Source organism: Burkholderia sp. lig30, from assembly GCF_000687455.2.
In the GTDB taxonomy this organism is placed as follows: domain Bacteria; phylum Pseudomonadota; class Gammaproteobacteria; order Burkholderiales; family Burkholderiaceae; genus Burkholderia.
Genome location: NZ_JGVW01000088.1, coordinates 59421 through 75586, shown reverse-complemented (window position 1 = coordinate 75586; position 16166 = coordinate 59421). Strand labels below are relative to the sequence as shown.

The 16166-nt window shown below is 66.7% G+C and carries 17 protein-coding genes and 3 tRNA genes; 13 read left to right on the top strand and 7 right to left on the bottom strand.

What is annotated here, in order from left to right; all coding sequences use genetic code 11:
• Positions 1-194 precede the first annotated feature (194 nt).
• From LIG30_RS17990 to LIG30_RS17970, 6 genes are all read left to right on the top strand, one after another.
• Positions 195-1559: an MFS transporter gene (locus LIG30_RS17990; protein WP_038714089.1), complete on the top strand. Its 1365-nt coding sequence runs from the start codon at positions 195-197 to the stop codon at positions 1557-1559.
• A 3-nt stretch (positions 1560-1562) separates the two neighbouring features.
• Positions 1563-3290 carry an FAD-dependent oxidoreductase gene (locus LIG30_RS17985; RefSeq protein ID WP_038714088.1) on the top strand — a complete coding sequence of 576 codons (1728 nt, stop codon included), beginning with the start codon at positions 1563-1565 and terminating at the stop codon, positions 3288-3290.
• Entirely contained in the window at positions 3287-3505 is a 219-nt protein-coding gene (locus LIG30_RS17980) for a hypothetical protein (RefSeq protein ID WP_038714085.1), read from the top strand. Before LIG30_RS17985 ends, LIG30_RS17980 begins: the two co-directional genes overlap by 4 nt.
• Positions 3506-3697: 192 nt before the next feature.
• A complete protein-coding gene (locus LIG30_RS17975) occupies positions 3698-3952 on the top strand; it encodes a GlsB/YeaQ/YmgE family stress response membrane protein (RefSeq protein WP_038714083.1) in 255 nt (84 codons plus the stop codon).
• Positions 3953-4217: 265 nt separating this feature from the next.
• Positions 4218-4364 carry a hypothetical protein gene (locus LIG30_RS27035; RefSeq protein ID WP_038714082.1) on the top strand — a complete coding sequence of 49 codons (147 nt, stop codon included), beginning with the start codon at positions 4218-4220 and terminating at the stop codon, positions 4362-4364.
• A 220-nt stretch (positions 4365-4584) separates the two neighbouring features.
• The gene (locus LIG30_RS17970; protein ID WP_038714080.1) at positions 4585-5178 is read left to right on the top strand and encodes a chorismate mutase; all 594 of its coding nucleotides are present in this window, start codon (positions 4585-4587) and stop codon (positions 5176-5178) included.
• 18 nt (positions 5179-5196) lie between these two features.
• On the opposite strand, the gene LIG30_RS17965 is transcribed toward LIG30_RS17970, so the two are convergent.
• Both LIG30_RS17965 and LIG30_RS17960 read right to left on the bottom strand, forming a co-directional pair.
• Positions 5197-6327, bottom strand: coding sequence for an exonuclease domain-containing protein (locus tag LIG30_RS17965; protein WP_038714104.1), 1131 nt, complete (start codon positions 6325-6327; stop codon positions 5197-5199).
• A gap of 155 nt (positions 6328-6482) precedes the next feature.
• Complete coding sequence (locus LIG30_RS17960) at positions 6483-6686, bottom strand: cold-shock protein (protein ID WP_038714078.1); 204 nt, start codon at positions 6684-6686, stop codon at positions 6483-6485.
• Positions 6687-7084: 398 nt separating this feature from the next.
• On the opposite strand from LIG30_RS17960, the gene LIG30_RS17955 reads away from it, so the two are divergent.
• On the top strand, positions 7085-7357 hold the full coding sequence (locus LIG30_RS17955; protein ID WP_038714103.1) for a hypothetical protein: 273 nt from the start codon (positions 7085-7087) through the stop codon (positions 7355-7357).
• 450 nt (positions 7358-7807) lie between these two features.
• Here LIG30_RS17955 and greB read toward each other — a convergent pair whose 3' ends face one another.
• The gene (gene greB / locus LIG30_RS17950) at positions 7808-8371 is read right to left on the bottom strand and encodes a transcription elongation factor GreB (protein ID WP_038714075.1); all 564 of its coding nucleotides are present in this window, start codon (positions 8369-8371) and stop codon (positions 7808-7810) included.
• A 118-nt stretch (positions 8372-8489) separates the two neighbouring features.
• Here greB and LIG30_RS17945 point away from each other — a divergent pair.
• From LIG30_RS17945 to LIG30_RS17935, 3 genes are all read left to right on the top strand, one after another.
• Positions 8490-8566 (top strand) — tRNA-Arg (locus LIG30_RS17945).
• Positions 8567-8632: 66 nt separating this feature from the next.
• Positions 8633-8709 (top strand) — tRNA-Arg (locus tag LIG30_RS17940).
• Between the two features lie 58 nt (positions 8710-8767).
• Positions 8768-8844 (top strand) — tRNA-Arg (locus tag LIG30_RS17935).
• A gap of 168 nt (positions 8845-9012) precedes the next feature.
• Here LIG30_RS17935 and LIG30_RS17930 read toward each other — a convergent pair.
• The 4 genes from LIG30_RS17930 to LIG30_RS17915 all read right to left on the bottom strand — a co-directional run bounded on the left by LIG30_RS17930 (position 9013) and on the right by LIG30_RS17915 (position 13323).
• Positions 9013-11379 (bottom strand): RelA/SpoT family protein, encoded by a 2367-nt coding sequence (locus LIG30_RS17930; RefSeq protein ID WP_038714102.1) that lies wholly within the window; start codon positions 11377-11379, stop codon positions 9013-9015.
• Positions 11380-11445: 66 nt separating this feature from the next.
• Positions 11446-11649 carry a DNA-directed RNA polymerase subunit omega gene (rpoZ, locus tag LIG30_RS17925; RefSeq protein WP_006025620.1) on the bottom strand — a complete coding sequence of 68 codons (204 nt, stop codon included), beginning with the start codon at positions 11647-11649 and terminating at the stop codon, positions 11446-11448.
• A 60-nt stretch (positions 11650-11709) separates the two neighbouring features.
• Positions 11710-12393, bottom strand: a complete 684-nt coding sequence (gene gmk / locus LIG30_RS17920; RefSeq protein ID WP_038714073.1) for a guanylate kinase — start codon at positions 12391-12393, stop codon at positions 11710-11712.
• 6 nt (positions 12394-12399) lie between these two features.
• Complete coding sequence (locus LIG30_RS17915; protein ID WP_038714072.1) at positions 12400-13323, bottom strand: YicC/YloC family endoribonuclease; 924 nt, start codon at positions 13321-13323, stop codon at positions 12400-12402.
• A 173-nt stretch (positions 13324-13496) separates the two neighbouring features.
• Here LIG30_RS17915 and rph point away from each other — a divergent pair, with 173 nt between their 5' ends.
• The 3 genes from rph to hemW all read left to right on the top strand — a co-directional run bounded on the left by rph (position 13497) and on the right by hemW (position 16135).
• Positions 13497-14237, top strand: coding sequence for a ribonuclease PH (gene rph, locus LIG30_RS17910; RefSeq protein WP_038714070.1), 741 nt, complete (start codon positions 13497-13499; stop codon positions 14235-14237).
• Positions 14230-14856, top strand: a complete 627-nt coding sequence (gene rdgB / locus LIG30_RS17905; RefSeq protein WP_038714069.1) for an RdgB/HAM1 family non-canonical purine NTP pyrophosphatase — start codon at positions 14230-14232, stop codon at positions 14854-14856. The genes rph and rdgB overlap by 8 nt, the downstream gene beginning before the upstream one ends.
• A 64-nt stretch (positions 14857-14920) precedes the next feature.
• The gene (hemW, locus tag LIG30_RS17900) at positions 14921-16135 is read left to right on the top strand and encodes a radical SAM family heme chaperone HemW (protein ID WP_038714067.1); all 1215 of its coding nucleotides are present in this window, start codon (positions 14921-14923) and stop codon (positions 16133-16135) included.
• The last annotated feature ends 31 nt before the right edge of the window (positions 16136-16166 follow it).

Below are 16166 nucleotides of genomic sequence, written 5' to 3'. Positions count from 1 at the left end.
TTTGTCCCGAGCCGTCCGTACGCCGTCGCTGTACCCAGGATGGGGACAGCGGCCCGCGCCGCGCGCGCCATACTGCCTGCGACACGTCACCCTCGCCCGCCGCCCCGACAGGCGGCGCAGGCCAGACACGACAACAGACGTGCACGCACCGGGCGCCCCGCCCGGCAGCCCCCCCCCCGACCGGAGACACCCTTATGGCCCCCGCCACGCTCGCCGACCCGGCCGCGCCGCATGCTACGCCCGCGCTCGGGCACGACGTCACGCGACGACTGATCGACAAGGTATCGCGCCGCCTGCTCGGCTTCCTGTTCGTGCTGTTCTTCTTCTCGTTCCTCGACCGGATCAACATCGGCTTCGCCGCACTGACGATGATGAAGGATCTCGGCCTGAGCGGCGTGCAGTTCGGCCTCGCGACGACACTGTTCTACGTCGCGTACATCGCGTGCGGCGTACCCGGCAACCTGGTGCTCGCCCGCATCGGCGCGCGCCGCTGGATCGCCGGAATCATGATCGCGTGGGGGCTCGCGTCGTCCGCGACGATGTTCGCGACGAGTCCCGGCACGCTGTATGCGCTGCGCGTGCTGGTCGGCATCACCGAGGCCGGCTTCCTGCCTGGCATCCTGTTGTACCTGACCTACTGGTTTCCGGCCGCCTGGCGCGCACGCGCCAATGCGCTCTTCATGATCGCGATGCCGGTGACGGCCGCGCTCGGCTCGGCGCTGTCCGGCTATCTCCTCGCGCTCGACGGCACGTTCGGCCTGCGCGGCTGGCAATGGCTGTTCATGCTCGAAGGGCTGCCGGCCGCGCTGCTCGGGCTCGCAGTGCTCGCTCGGCTCGACGACCGGCCCGCGGACGCCCGCTGGCTGAGCGACGACGAAAAGCACGCGCTCGCGCAACTGCTCGCAGCCGAACACCGCCCGAGCGCCGCCGCCGGCACCGGGCGCCCGGCAAGCATCTGGCACGAGCTCACGTCGAAGCCGGTGCTGCTGTTCTCCCTGACCTACTTCTGCCTCGTGAATTCGCTCGCGATGGTGGCGGTCTGGACCCCGCTGATCGTCAAGAGCTTCAATGCCGGCGCGAGCAACCGGCTCGTCGGCCTGCTCGCGGCGATCCCGCAGGTCTGCACGATCGTCGCGATGATCGCGTGGGGCAAACGCTCCGATCGCCGCCAGGAACGCAAATGGCATCTGGTTCTGCCGATGCTGTTCGCGACGCTCGGCTGGCTCGCCACCGCGTGGGCGCCGTTCCCGGCGCTGCGGCTGGCCGGCGTGTGCGCCGCGTCCGCCGGCGCATACACCGCGATGTCGATCTTCTGGACGTCGCCCGACCACGTGCTCAGCGCACGGGCGCGCGCCATCGGCATCGCGGCGATCAACGCGATCGGCAACATCGGCTCCGCGCTCAACCCGCTGGCGGTCGGCTGGCTGAAGGACGTCACGCACAGCTTCTCGGCCGGCCTGCTGTATGCCGCCGTGCTGCTCGCGCTCGGCGCGCTCGTCGCGACGACGCTGCCGGTCGTCCGCCGCGCGGCGACGCATCCGCATTCATCACAGGAGTAAACGATGGGCATTGCATTCAAACCTTATCCGTTCGTCGCCGAACGGCACGCCGCGCAACTGCCCGCGTGCCACGAGGGCATCGATGCCCGGCGGCATCGCGTCGCGATCGTCGGTGGCGGCCCGGTCGGGCTCGCCGTCGCGCTCGGGCTCGCGAACCAGGGGATCGCGTCCGTGCTGCTGGAAGCCGACGATTCCGTCTGTTACGGCAGCCGCGCGATCTGCATCTCGCGGCGCAGCCTCGAGATCATCGAGCGGCTTGGCGCGCTCGAAGGCTTCCTGCGCGTCGGCCTGCCGTGGACCGGCGGACGCAGCTTCTATCGTGACGACGAAGTGCTGCACTTCACGATGCCGCAGGACGAGAACCAGAAGCTGCCGCCGATGGTGAACCTCGCGCAGTATCACATCGAGCAGTTCCTGCTCGACGCGGCGAAGCAGCGCGCCGACCTGATCGAGATCCGCTGGCAGACCAAGGTCGCCGAGGTGATCGAGCAGCCCGACGGCGTGCGCCTGAAGCTCGGCACGCCGCTTGGCGACTATGCGCTCGACGCGGACTGGGTCGTCGCGTGCGACGGCGGGCGCAGCACGGTGCGCGAGGCGCTCGGCCTTTCGCTCAAGGGCACGAGCTACGAAGGCCGTTACGTGATCGTCGACATCGCGCTCGACAGCGACCGGCCGACCGAGCGCCTTGCCTACTTCGATCCGGCATCGAACCCGGGCTCGACGGTGCTGGTCCACAAGCAGCCCGACAACGTATGGCGCATCGATTACCAGTTGCGCGACGGCGAGGACGCCGAGACCGCCGTGAAGCCCGAGAACGTGATTCCGCGCGTGCAAAGCCTCCTCGACATGATGGGCGAGCGCGGCGAATGGGCGCCGATCTGGATCACCGTCTACAAGGCCAACGCGCTGACGCTCGAACGCTACCGGCACGGGCGCGTGCTGTTCTGCGGCGACGCCGCGCATCTCGTGCCGATCTTCGGCGTGCGCGGCGCGAACTCGGGCATCGACGACGCCGACAATCTCGCGTGGAAGCTCGCGTTCGTGATGCGCGGCCTCGCCTCGGACACGCTGCTCGACAGCTATTCCGACGAGCGCGTGTTCGCGACCCATGAAAATCTCCGCTACGGCACGAAGAGCACCGAATTCATGGCGCCGCCGTCGTTCGCGTTCGAGCTGATGCGCAAGGCGGTACTGACGCTGGCGGTCGAACACCCGGCGCTGCGCTCGCTGATCAATCCGCGCCAGACCTCGGCGATCGAATACAGCGCATCACCGCTGAACGCCGCTTCGGACACGTTCCAGGCCGGCCCGGCGCCCGGCGCGGTGCTCGCCGAATGCCCGCTGACGCTCGCCGGACGGCGCGGCGACGCGCGCGGCGGGCATCTCACCGACCTCGTCACGCCCCGCTTCACCGCGTTTTGCTTCGTCGATGGCGGCGAGCCCGATCCGTCGCTCGTCACGCTCGAACAGCGTCTGCGGCAAGCGGGGCTGCCGTTCGATCTCGTCGTACTGGACAAGCAGCAACCGGAATCGCACGAGCGACGCGGCGGCGCCGACCCCACCGGGCGGCTCTTCGCGATGTACGGCGCCCGCGCCGGCACCGTTTATCTGGTGCGCCCGGACGGCCACGTGCTCGGGCGCTGGCACGACGCGTGCGCGACCGACCTCGAAGCCGCGCTGACGCACGCGCTGCAAGCGCGCATTCCATCCGATCTTCAGGAGCACGCATGATCACCGACAGCGAACGCGATACCGTTTATACGAACCTCTGCCACACGATGACGCGCATCGGCGAAACCCAGGCCCCGCTGTTCCTCGCGCGCTTTGCGCTATTGGCGATCGAAGCGATCGGCGACGCGGCGGTCGCGGAACGTCTGATCGCCGAAGCGCGCCGCGCGCTGCCGGAAACGCCACCGGCGGACGCGGGCGAGCCGGCCGGACGGTAGCGCGCAGGCCATCCGCGGATGACGACCTTGGAATTTCACGCGCCCGGTGCATAACATTACTTGACGGTTCCGACCCGTCTATCGCGCTAGATTGCGTGGGCGGCGCCGCGGAACCGGCGCGTCGCCTTCACCGCGTGACGAACCCGCCATCCGGCGTCCGGTCTTTCGACTCATCGCAAGGAGAGCACCACCATGACTCATGGCCTGATTATGTGGCTCATCATCGGCGCGATCGCCGGCTGGCTCGCCGGTGTGCTCGTCAAGGGCGGCGGCTTCGGACTCATCGTCGATATCATCGTCGGGATCGTCGGCGCGCTGATCGGCGGCTGGCTCGCCGGGTTGCTCGGCATCCGCATCGGCAGCGGCTTCTTCGGCTCGGTGATCGTCGCGGTCATCGGGGCGGTGATCCTGCTGTTCGTGATCCGGCTTTTCAAGCGAGCGGCCTGACGGCGCGCACCGGCGCGTGTCTTCGTGGCGCGCGCCGAACAGGAGCGATCCGTCACGCCGTTCGTTTGATTGTGGTTCTGAAAAAAGTGCGCGAAGAACAACAAGCGCGCCGATTGTTGCGATTCCGTAGACGGCGCTCGCCGCGATTGTGCGCAGCGCACGGCAGCGTGTGCCGTTAATACAACAGAGACAAAATCTAACGATCTGTTGCTGGCATAAATCGAAGCGCGAGGCAGATAATCTTTCAACCTATCGGAGAAAGATCATGGATGAAAAGCCGACCCGCATGCCGCCCCCGGAGCAAGTGATGAGCCCGGATCCGGATCCCGTTGGCGTGGAGTTCCTCGCTGAGCTGCCCGACCACGTACGGGCATTCTTCGACGAGCAGCACAAGCTGTATTCGCCGAAGTGAACGGACGTTCCGTTCTTTAACCGCCACGTGCCGATCAACGCGATCGTGCGGTTCTTCTCTGCGCAATTGCCGCAGCTTGCTTCGCGCCCGGGCCGCAACGGCCTGACGGTGCCAGATCGGCTCGCCCGCTGATTCCCCGCTCGCGCCGCTTCGCCGCGCGATGTCTTCGTCTATCCTTCTGATTTTCCACTGCCGGGTCAGCCGGTTTTCGACCATTCCAATGAAGCACGCAATTCGCGCCGGCCTCGCCGCGGCAGCGCTCGGCCTCGCCCTCGGCGCCATCCCCCGCGTCGCCGTTGCCGACGGCGACGACACCGCTTTCACCAATCTCGTCGCGCTCGCGTCGCAACGCCTCGTGCTCGCCGAACCGGTCGCGCGCTGGAAATGGGCGAACGGCAAGCCGATCGAGGACCGCCCGCGCGAAGCGGAATTGCTCGCGTCGGTCGAGAAGCGCGCGACGCAGGCCGGCATCGACCCGGCGTACGCCCGGGCATTTTTCGAGGATCAGATCGAAGCGAGCAAGGACGTGCAGAATGCGCTGTTCGCCGCGTGGCGCGCGAGCCGCCCGCCGGAGGGCACACCGCCCGATCTCGCGGCCATCACGCGCCCGAAGCTCGACCGCCTGACGCAGGCGATGCTCGCCGGCCTCGCGCAGGTCGAGCCGCTGCGGCACGCGCCCGACTGCCAGGCCAGGCTCGCGCGCAGCATCGCCAACTGGAAGGCGCTCACGCGTTACGACGCGGGCCAGACGCAGGCGCTCGGCACGTCCCTCGCCCACGTGTGTGCGGGTGGGGGCGCAAGCGCGATCGGATGACGTGACGACGCGCGGCGGTCAGGCGGCGCTCGCCGGTACGGCGAGCGGGATCAGCTGCAGGCCACGCGCGAGATGCGTCTGCATCAGACGATAGGTGAACGGCTCGAACGGCGCTGGCGCATCCTCGACGACGAGCCGCGCGGCCGCATCGAGCGACTCCGCCACGCCCAGATAACGCCAGCGGTCGATCACGTGGAATAGCGTGCGTTCGCCGTGCGCCTCGAAAGCCGCCGCCCCGTCGAAGGGCCAGGGCGCGCCCGCACCGGCACGCCCCGCGTCCGCTGCCGGACGGCGATTGAACGACGGACGCAGGCCCGCGATCCACTGCGCTTCCGCGAGCATTGCACCGAGCTCGTTGCCGGTTTCCCGCCATTCCACGCGCCGCACCAGCTGCGCGAGCCGCATTTCCTTTGACGAGCGCCGCTCGCCCGTCAACAACGCGCGCAAGCGCTGCCTCAGCCGCACACTGCGCCCGACGTAAAGCGGCGCGTCCGCCTCGCCGAACAACGCGTAGGCGCCGCACCCGGCCGGCGCGGTCTCGAGCCACGCTTCGGTCAGGTCGCCTGCGAGCCGGAAATGGCGCGTGGTGCGCGCGATCTGCTCGTGCAGGCGATCCGCCGGCACGACGTCATGCAAATGGCGCCAGAACTGCCAGAGCAGATCGGCGTCGGCCAGCGCCCGGTGCCGCGCCGACGGCACGAGAGCGTGCCGCTCGATCAGCGCATCGAGACCATGCCGCGTCTCGCGCGGGAACAGCGCGCGCGACAGGCGCACGGTGCACAGCACGTCGGGATTGAACGCGAGACCGGCACGGTCGAATTCGGCACGCAGGAAGCCGCGGTCGAAACTCGCGTTGTGTGCGACGAACAGCTTGCCGTCGAGCCGCTCGAAAAGCGCGGGCGCGAGCGCCGCGAACGCCGGCGCATCGCGCACCATCGAATCGGTGATGCCCGTCAGTTGCTGGATGAACGGCGGAATCGCCTGCCCGGGATTGACGAGCGACGTCCACGTCGACACGCCGAGCGGCCCGACCTCGACCACGCCGATTTCGGTGATGCGATGCTCGGCGACCGAGCCGCCGGTGGTCTCGAGGTCGACGAAAACGAGCGGCTGCTCACTGGCGGGATCGGACGAGCGGGAATCGGACATGTCGGGGCTGAGGGTTGGCGCGGTCATGCGCGGGCGTGCGCTGTGGTGAATCGGCACCGGCGCGTGCGCCGGCCACCCGCCAATTTTACCGCCCCGCAAAGCAAAAGCCCCCGCGATGCGGGGGCTGCTAGCCGAATGCCGCGGCGAACGGCGCGTTACAGCGCCTGGATATTGGCCGCCTGCCTGCCCTTCGGGCCGTTTTTCACTTCAAAAGAAACCCGCTGGTTTTCCTTCAGCGTCTTGAAGCCGTCCATGCGGATTTCGGAAAAATGTGCAAACAGATCCTCACCACCGTTGTCCGACGTAATAAAGCCGAAGCCTTTAGCATCGTTAAACCATTTCACGATACCCGTATCCATACCCTCTTACCCCACACGATTTGATCAAGTAACCAGGATGCAATAGCCATTTCCCGGCGCTTCGCGGCCGACGCCCGGCCTGTGGCCTTCACGCGCCGTCCCTCGTAACACCGAGTGCTGACTTTATAAATTGACCAAACTGGCGCGTCAAGAAAATTTTTCAGCGATCCTTTATAAAAATAATATAAATGGTGACGGAAACAGCATCCTGGCATCGCCAATTAATCGACTCGCCGGTTAAACCTGTCATTATTACCGGGGACGATATCTTTATATCGAAGATGAGAAAGACTTTCCGGGGTCACATCGATCGGATGACGGACTCGGTATTTTTCCGGGTTGCGGACCGCGCGCGCCGTTGCGATGCTTGGGGCAACTGCAACGAGCAGGAGAACGGCATGTGGCTGGACGGGATCAGGCGCCTGGCGAGCCGGCTCGGGCGGGGCCATCGCAAACCGGAGGCGCGTCGCGAATCCGCCGGCGAGACGTCGTACGACGCCGGGTTCGACGCGAACTGGCATGGCGACCACTGGCAGAACCTGCTCGCATCGCCGCTCGACGCACGTCATTACGTGATGGAGGACTGGGCCGACACGCCGCCGCCGGCCGAGTCGGCGGACGCACCACCACCGCCCGCCAAGCGGCGCAGGCGGCGCCGGTACGAGCAATAACGCGGAAACGCGGGCAAAAAAAAGCGCGACTGGGAAGTCGCGCCGACAAAGGTTTGGAGATCTTTTCCGTCAACGAAAAAGTCTGCTTCGGAAAGCAGAGATCGCAGTATAGCGAGTTGGCATACTTTCATTATCCGTGACCGGCACAAACCTCTATTGCCGAAACGTCAATAATCGCGTTACGGCAGCTGCGGCCATCCGATGACGCTTCGAGGAGCGCACTACACCGCGTCCACGGCCGCGCAAAGCCAGGCGGCCGGGCCGCCCCTTCCGCGCGCCGGCATGACGCCAACCCCGCCTCGTCGAACGACAAAGCAGGTTTCGGTTACGGGAGGGCTGCGTCGCCGCTTCCGGGCCGCGCCGTCGCGATGCGGATGAAGCGCCCCTGCCCGCGGGGCGTTTCGCTTTTCTGGTGCGCTGGAAGGACGGCTCCCGACCGGCGGCGCGGCGTCAGTGGCCGGCCGGCGCCGGATAATGCACGTCGAGCACGTCGATCGGCTGCGGCCCGGCCGGCGTCATCAGCGTGACCGTGTCGCCCACCTTCGCCTTCAGCAGTGCACGCGCGACCGGCGAGATCCAGCTGACGTGCCCGCAGTCGAGATCGACTTCGTCGATGCCGACGATCGTGATCGTATGCGCGTCGCCGTCGGGTGTCGCGTATTCAACGGTCGCGCCGAAGAATACCTGGTCGGTGCTCTCCTGCCGGCTCGCGTCGACCACCTCGGCAATGTCGAGCCGCTTGGTCAGGAAGCGGATGCGGCGGTCGATCTCGCGCAGCCGCCGCTTGCCGTAGATGTAATCGCCGTTTTCCGAGCGATCGCCGTTCGACGCCGCCCACGACACGAGCCGCACCACTTCCGGGCGCTCGACGTCGATCAGATGCAGCAGCTCGTCCCTGAGCCGCTTGTGTCCCGCCGGCGTGATGTAGTTCTTCGCGCCGGCCGGAATTGCCGGCTGGGCCTGATCGAGATCGTCGTCGTCGCCGTCCGACTCTTTGACAAACGCCTTGTTCATGATGCACGTTCAAACGCAGGTTGCAGATGCTTCAAGGGTACACGAACCGCACCGGCGGAGAAATTGCGAATAACGCTTCCCTTTTTAGATAAGCCTGTTTATAATTCCGCTTCTGCGTGCGGCTGTAGCTCAGTTGGATAGAGTACTTGGCTACGAACCAAGGGGTCGTGGGTTCGAATCCTGCCAGCCGCACCACCTGTTTCAGCGGGCTTTCCCAATCGAAGGAAGGTCTGTCAATCTTGATGTAGTACCGTTTTGCGTGCGGCTGTAGCTCAGTTGGATAGAGTACTTGGCTACGAACCAAGGGGTCGTGGGTTCGAATCCTGCCAGCCGCACCACCTTTACGGATCTTCGGCAACGAAGATCCTCGCAGTTTGAAGCAGTACCGTTTTGCGTGCGGCTGTAGCTCAGTTGGATAGAGTACTTGGCTACGAACCAAGGGGTCGTGGGTTCGAATCCTGCCAGCCGCACCACCTTAAAAGGGCTTTCCTCCGGGAAAGCCCTTTTTCTTTGTCTGCCCGCATTTTTGTCCCGCCCGCATCCGTCACAGCAGTCACGACATTGCGACGAGAAGCCCCTTCCTCACATGAAAACGGCGGCCCCGAGGCCGCCGCTCACCGCGCGCTCACGCCGCCCGGGCGTCAATAATCCTGGCGCTCGCGGTCGATACGCATGCCGCCGTCATGACGCGTATGCGCGCCGTCGTCGGTCGAGCGCTCGCGCATGATCCGCATCACGTCCGGGTTGGTCCGCACGCGCCGCATCACGTTCGCCAGATGGACCCGGTCGCTGACCTGGATCACGAAGCGCAGCACAGTCGATTCGTGCGTCAGATCCTCGTCCATCGCAATGTGGACGATGTTCGCGTCGGCCGACGTGATGTCCGCCGCTACTCGCGCGAAGATGCCCTTCGTGTTCTTCACGAGCGCCTTCACCGCGACGTCGAACAGGCGGCCGGGCTGCGGCGCCCATGCGACGTCGATCCAGCGGCCCGGATCGCGGCGGTGGATCCGCTGCGCGACACGGCAATCGGTCGTATGAATCGCCATCCCGAGGCCGATGCCGATATAGCCCATGATGTCGTCGCCGGGAATCGGCCGGCAGCATGCCGACAGCTGCACCGACATCCCCTCGGTGCCGGTGATCACCACCGGCGGCGCATGGTGCGCCGCCTGCCGCTCGGCGCGCGGCAGGTCGTCGTCCGCGTCGCGGCCGCTCATCAGCACCTCGATGCGCTTGGCCATCACCGCCGCGACGCGGCGGCCGAGGCCGATATCCGCGAAGATCTCCTGCCGGCTCTTGTTGCCGGTCCACTGCACGAGCTTCTCCCACACCTCCGGCGTGACGTCGGCGAGCGCGAGGCCGTAGCCCTTCAGGCTTTGGTCGACGAGCCGCTCGCCGAGCTGCACCGACTCGTTCAGGCGCATCGTCTTCAGATAGTGGCGGATCGCCGAGCGAGCCTTGCCGGTTCGCACGAAGCCGAGCCATGCGGGATTCGGCTTCGAATAAGGCGCGGTGATCACCTCGACGATGTCGCCGCTCTTCAGCTCGGTGCGCAGCGGCAGCAGCTCGTTGTTGATCTTCACCGCGACGCACTGGTTGCCGAGATCGCTGTGGATCGAATACGCAAAATCGAGCGCGGTCGCGCCGCGCGGCAGCGCCATGATCTTCGACTTCGGCGTAAACACGTACACCGCGTCCGGGAACAGGTCGATCTTCACGTGTTCGAGGAACTCGCTCGAATCGCCCGCCTCGCTCTGGATGTCGAGCAGCGACTTCAGCCACTGGTGCGCGCGCGTCTGCACGTCGTTCAGGTCCGCCCCGCCGTTCTTGTACAGCCAGTGCGCAGCGACGCCCGCCTCCGCGATCTCGTGCATCTTGCGCGTGCGCACCTGGAACTCGATCGGCGCGCCGAACGGGCCGACCAGCGTCGTGTGCAGCGACTGGTAGCCGTTGACCTTCGGAATCGCGATGTAATCCTTGAACTTGCCCGGCACGGGCTTGTACAGCGCATGCAGCGCGCCGATGCAGGTGTAGCAGTCGAGCGGATTCTCGACCACGACGCGAAAACCGTACACGTCGAGGACCTGCGAGAACGACAGCTGCTTGTCGCGCATCTTCCGGTAGATGCTGTAGATGGTCTTTTCGCGCCCGGTGATCTCCGCGTCGAGCTTCGCGTCGGCCATCGCGCGCTGCGCGGACTCGAGGATCTTGCCGATCACCTCGCGGCGATTGCCGCGCGCCGCCTTCACCGCCTTCTCCAGCGTCGCGTAGCGATGCGGATTGAAGTTCGCGAAGCTCATGTCCTGCAGCTCGCGATAGGTATTGTTCAGACCGAGGCGGTGCGCGATCGGCGCATAGATGTCGAGCGTCTCGCGGGCGACGCGGCGGCGCTTTTCCATCGGCACCGCGCCGAGCGTGCGCATGTTGTGCAGGCGGTCGGCCAGCTTGACGAGGATGACCCGCACGTCGCGCGCCATCGCGAGCAGCATCTTGCGGAAGTTCTCCGCCTGCGCTTCCTCGCGGCTGCGGAACTCCATCTTGTCGAGCTTGGACAGCCCGTCGACCAGCTCCGCGACCTTCGGCCCGAAGCGCTCGGCGAGTTCGCTCTTCGTCACGCCCTGGTCTTCCATCACGTCGTGCAGAAGCGCCGCCATGACCGCCTGGGCGTCGAGCTTCCAGCCGGCGCAGATTTCCGCGACGGCGACGGGATGGGTGATGTAGGGTTCGCCGCTCTGGCGATATTGACCGAGGTGGGCTTCGTCGCTGAAATGGAACGCCGCCTTGACCTCTTTGATCTCTTCCGGGCTCAGGTAGTCGGCTAGCGCGGCGGTCAGTTTCGCGATGGAAACGACGCCGTGCTTGCGCGGCTGCTCCGGCGTGGCGGTCGGCCCGAACAGGTGGCGAAACGACTGTTCGAGGACCGCGTCGATGTACTGGCGCGCAGGCGACTGGGCCGTGGCTTCGTGACTCGAATCCGCGGAGGCGGACGATGGGGTGGTGCTCATATTCGCCTCCTCGGTCAGCAATCGGTGCGCGCCTGAACTACATGGCTGGTGAATACCGAGTGTGCCTTAAACCGGCACTTTCTTCAGCATCTCGACGCCGACCTGGCCGGCTGCGATCTCGCGCAGCGCGACGACGGTCGGCTTGTCGCGGCTTTCGATCTTCGGCGTATGGCCTTGCGCGAGCTGCCGCGCGCGATAGGTGGCGGCGAGCGCCAGTTCGAAGCGGTTCGGGATCTGCTTCAGGCAGTCTTCGACAGTAATGCGAGCCATGTTGGGTCATTCCTTCTGAATATATTGCTTATTCTACCTTATGTGCCTCGTCCGGCACCGTCACTCCGCATGCGGCAGGTGAATGCCGAGCTCGATGAAAAGCTCCGCATGTCGCGCGTACTGCGAAGCAAATCGCAGGCGGGTCGCCGCGACGATGCACTGCAGCTCCGCGAGCGCACGCTCGAAGTGCTCGTTGATCACGACGTACTCCCCTTCCGGCGCATGCGCCATCTCGCTGCCGGCGGCCAGCAGGCGCCGCGTGATCACGTTCGGCTCGTCCTGGCCGCGCTTCTTCAGGCGCTCCTCGAGCGCGTCGAGCGACGGCGGCAGGATGAAGATGCCGACCGCGTTGCGGAACTGCTTCTTCACCTGCTGTGCGCCCTGCCAGTCGATTTCGAGCAGCACGTCGTGGCCGTTCCGCATCTGCTCCTCGATCCAGACGCGCGAGGTGCCGTAGAAGTTGCCGTGCACTTCCGCGCTTTCGAGGAACTCGTGGTGCGCGTGGCGCTCGCGGAAATCCTCGACCGTCGTGAAGTGGTAGTGCTGGCCATCCTGCTCGCCCGGCCGCGGCTTGCGTGTCGTGTACGAGATCGACAGGCAGATCTCCGGATCCTTGGACAACAGCGCGTTCACGAGCGTGGATTTGCCCGCGCCGGACGGCGCGACCACCATGAACAGGTTGCCCGGATAGACCCCGCCGTGCAGCGCGTGCGCGGCGTGGCCGTCGTGGGTGGTGTCGGTCATGTTGCGTTACTCCAGGTTTTGCACTTGCTCACGCATCTGCTCGATCAGGAGCTTGAGCGCCATCGACGCGTCGGCCAGTTCCTTGGCCGCCGCTTTCGAGCCGAGCGTGTTCGCTTCGCGATTCAGTTCCTGCATCATGAAGTCGAGGCGCTTGCCGACGCGGCCGCCCTTCTCGATCACATGACGCGTTTCGTTCAGGTGCGCGGTGAGCCGCGACAGCTCTTCCGCGACGTCGATCCGGATGCCGTACATCGTCACTTCCTGACGGATGCGCTCGGCGGCCTCCTCGCGCGACACGATCGGCGCGCTGCCTTCCGGCGCCGCGAAACCGAGCGCTTCCTGCAGCCGCTCGACGATCTTCTGCTGGTGCTTCGCGATCAGCTCCGGCACGAGCGGCGTGATGCGCGCGACGATCGCCTCCATCTCGGCGACGTTCGACAGCAGCATCGCGGCAAGCTGCGCGCCTTCGCGCGAGCGCACCACGACGAGCTCGCCGATCGCTTCCTTGCCGCATGCGAGCACCGCGTCGCGGATCGCGTCGGCCGACACGCCGCTCTCGGCGAGCACGCCGGGCCAGCGCAGGATCTCGCCCGAGCGCAGGCGGCCGACGCCGGGGAACGCGTCGAGCACCGAGCGCTCCAGCTCGGCGAGCTGACCGAGCGCCGCCTGGTTCAGCGCGCCCGCGCCGATGCTCTGCTCGCCGCGCTGCAGGTTGATGCGCACGTCCACCTTGCCGCGCGACAGCTTCGTCATCAACATCTCGCGCAGCGCCGGCTCGCACGCGCGCACGTCGTCGGGCATGCGGAAATTCAGGTCGAGAAAACGCGAGTTCACGGTACGCAATTCGACCGACACGCTGGTGCCGCCGTTGCCTGAAGCCGCCGCGAGTTCGCGCGTCGCGCTCGCATAGCCCGTCATGCTGTAGATCATGGTTTGTCTCGCCGTCTGGATGCCCTCGCGGGCCGGGGAATTTCGAGGCGCCCGGCGCATCCGGGGCGCGGGGCGGCAAACGCGCATTATCCCATTTTTGCCGGCCACCCCGCCGGGCGGTGCCGCCGTTCGGCGCTAGAATCGAGGTTTCCTCCTGAAGTCTCCATTCCCTCATGACGCATTCCGTTTCCCGCCCGAGCGGCCGCAGCGCCGACCAACTCCGCAAGGTCGCGATCACGCGCCACTACACGAAGCACGCCGAAGGCTCCGTGCTGGTCGAATTCGGCGACACCAAGGTGATCTGCACGGCAAGCGTCGTCGAACGCGTGCCGGAGTTCCTGCGCGAGCGCGGACAAGGCTGGCTGACCGCCGAATACGGGATGCTGCCGCGCGCGACGCACACGCGCAGCGACCGCGAGGCCGCACGCGGCAAGCAGACCGGCCGCACCCAGGAAATCCAGCGCCTGATCGGCCGCGCGCTGCGCGCCGTGTTCGATCTGGACACGCTCGGCCCGCGCACGATCCATATCGACTGCGACGTGATCCAGGCCGACGGCGGCACGCGCACCGCGAGCATCACCGGCGCGTTCGTCGCCGCGCACGACGCCGTGTCGAAGCTGATCGCGGCCGGCAAGCTCGAGCGCTCGCCGATCACCGACTACGTGGCCGCGATCTCGGTCGGCGTGTTCGAGGGCGCGCCGGTGCTCGATCTCGACTACGCCGAGGATTCGCAGTGCGACACCGACATGAACGTCGTGATGACGGGCGCGGGCGGCTTCGTCGAAGTGCAGGGCACCGCCGAAGGCGTGCCGTTCTCGCGCGACGAGATGAACGCGCTGCTCGACCTCGCGCAGGCGGGGATCGGCGAGCTGGTTCGTCTGCAGAAAGACGCGCTGGGCGTGCGCCATGACTGACGACCGCCGCGCGCCGCCGCTTGCGCGCCTCGTGCTGGCCTCGAACAATCCGGGCAAGCTGCGCGAGTTTTCCGCGCTGTTTTCGACGGTCGGCATCGAAGTGCTCCCGCAAGGCGAACTGGCGGTGCCGGAGGCCGACGAGCCGTTCGTCACCTTCGTCGAGAACGCGCTGGCGAAAGCGCGGCATGCGTCGCGGCTCACCGGGCTGCCCGCGATCGCCGACGATTCCGGGCTGTGCGTGCGCGCGCTGCGCGGCGCGCCCGGCGTCTACTCGGCGCGCTACGCGCAGCGCGCGGGCCTGGACAAGAGCGACGCGGCGAACAACGCGCATCTCGTCGACACGCTGCGCGGTGTCGACGACCGGCGCGCCTACTACTGCTGCGTGCTCGCACTGGTGCGCCATGCCGACGATCCGGAGCCGCTGATCGCCGAGGGGCGCTGGCACGGCGAGATCGTCGACACGCCGCGCGGCGCGCACGGGTTCGGCTACGATCCGCACTTTTTCGTGCCCGCGCTCGGCGCGACGGCAGCCGAGCTCGAGCCGGCCGTGAAGAACGCGCTGAGCCATCGCGCGCTCGCGCTGAAGGCGCTCCTCGAGCGTATTCCGGAGGAAATATGAAGTGTCCCCACGCTCACATCCGCTCGCTGCCCCCCGAGGGAGCGGCCCGGCGGGAGATGACAGCATGAGCCAGGCTGCCGACACCGGTGCGCGCGTCGTCGCGACCTTCTCGTCGCCCGGCCAGGTGCGCCTGGCCTCGCTGCCGCCGCTCGCGCTGTATGTGCATTTCCCGTGGTGCGTGCGCAAGTGCCCGTACTGCGACTTCAATTCGCACGAATGGAAAGGCGAGCAGTTTCCCGAGGCGGATTATCTCGACGCGCTGCGCGCCGATCTCGAGCAGGCGCTGCCGCTCGTCTGGGGCCGGCAGGTCCACACGGTATTCATCGGCGGCGGCACGCCGAGCCTGCTGTCGGCGGCCGGGCTCGACCGCCTGCTGTCCGACGTGCGCGCGCTGCTGCCGCTCGACGCCGATGCCGAAATCACGCTCGAGGCGAATCCGGGCACGTTCGAGGCCGCGAAGTTCGCGCAATTCCGCGCCAGCGGCGTAAACCGCCTGTCGGTCGGCATCCAGAGCTTCAACGAAGCGCACCTGAAGGCGCTCGGGCGCATCCACGACGCCGCGCAGGCGCGCGCCGCGGTCGAGGTCGCCGCGCACACGTTCGACAACTTCAATCTCGACCTGATGTTCGCGCTGCCGGGCCAGACGCTCGACGAATGCCGCACCGACATCGAGACCGCGCTGTCGTTCGCGCCGCCGCACCTGTCGCTGTATCACCTGACGCTCGAGCCGAACACGCTGTTCGCGAAGTTCCCGCCCGTCGTGCCGGATGACGACGCGTCGGCCGACATGCAGGACTGGATCCACGCGCGCACCGCCGAGGCCGGCTACGAACGCTACGAGGTGTCCGCGTACGCGAAGCCGCATCGCCAGTGCAAGCACAACCTGAACTACTGGCGCTTCGGCGACTACCTGGGCATCGGCGCGGGCGCGCACACCAAGCTGTCGTTCCCGAACCGCATCCTGCGGCAGGCGCGCTACAAGCATCCGGCGACCTTCATCGAGCAGGCGAAAGCGGGCACGCCGGTGCAGGAGGAGCGCGAGGTCGGCGCGCGCGACCTGCCGTTCGAGTTCATGCTGAACACGCTGCGGCTCGTCGAAGGGTTCCCGGTGCACAGCTTCGCGGAGCGCACCGGCCTGCCGATGAGCACGATCGAAGCCGCGCTGAAGGAAGCCGAACGGCGCGGGCTGATCGAGCGCGATCACGCGCACGTCGCGCCGACGCCGCTCGGACAGCGCTTCCTCAACGACCTGCAGGAACTGTTCCTGCGCGACGATTGAGCATGGCCGCAACGCATGGGACCGGAGAGAG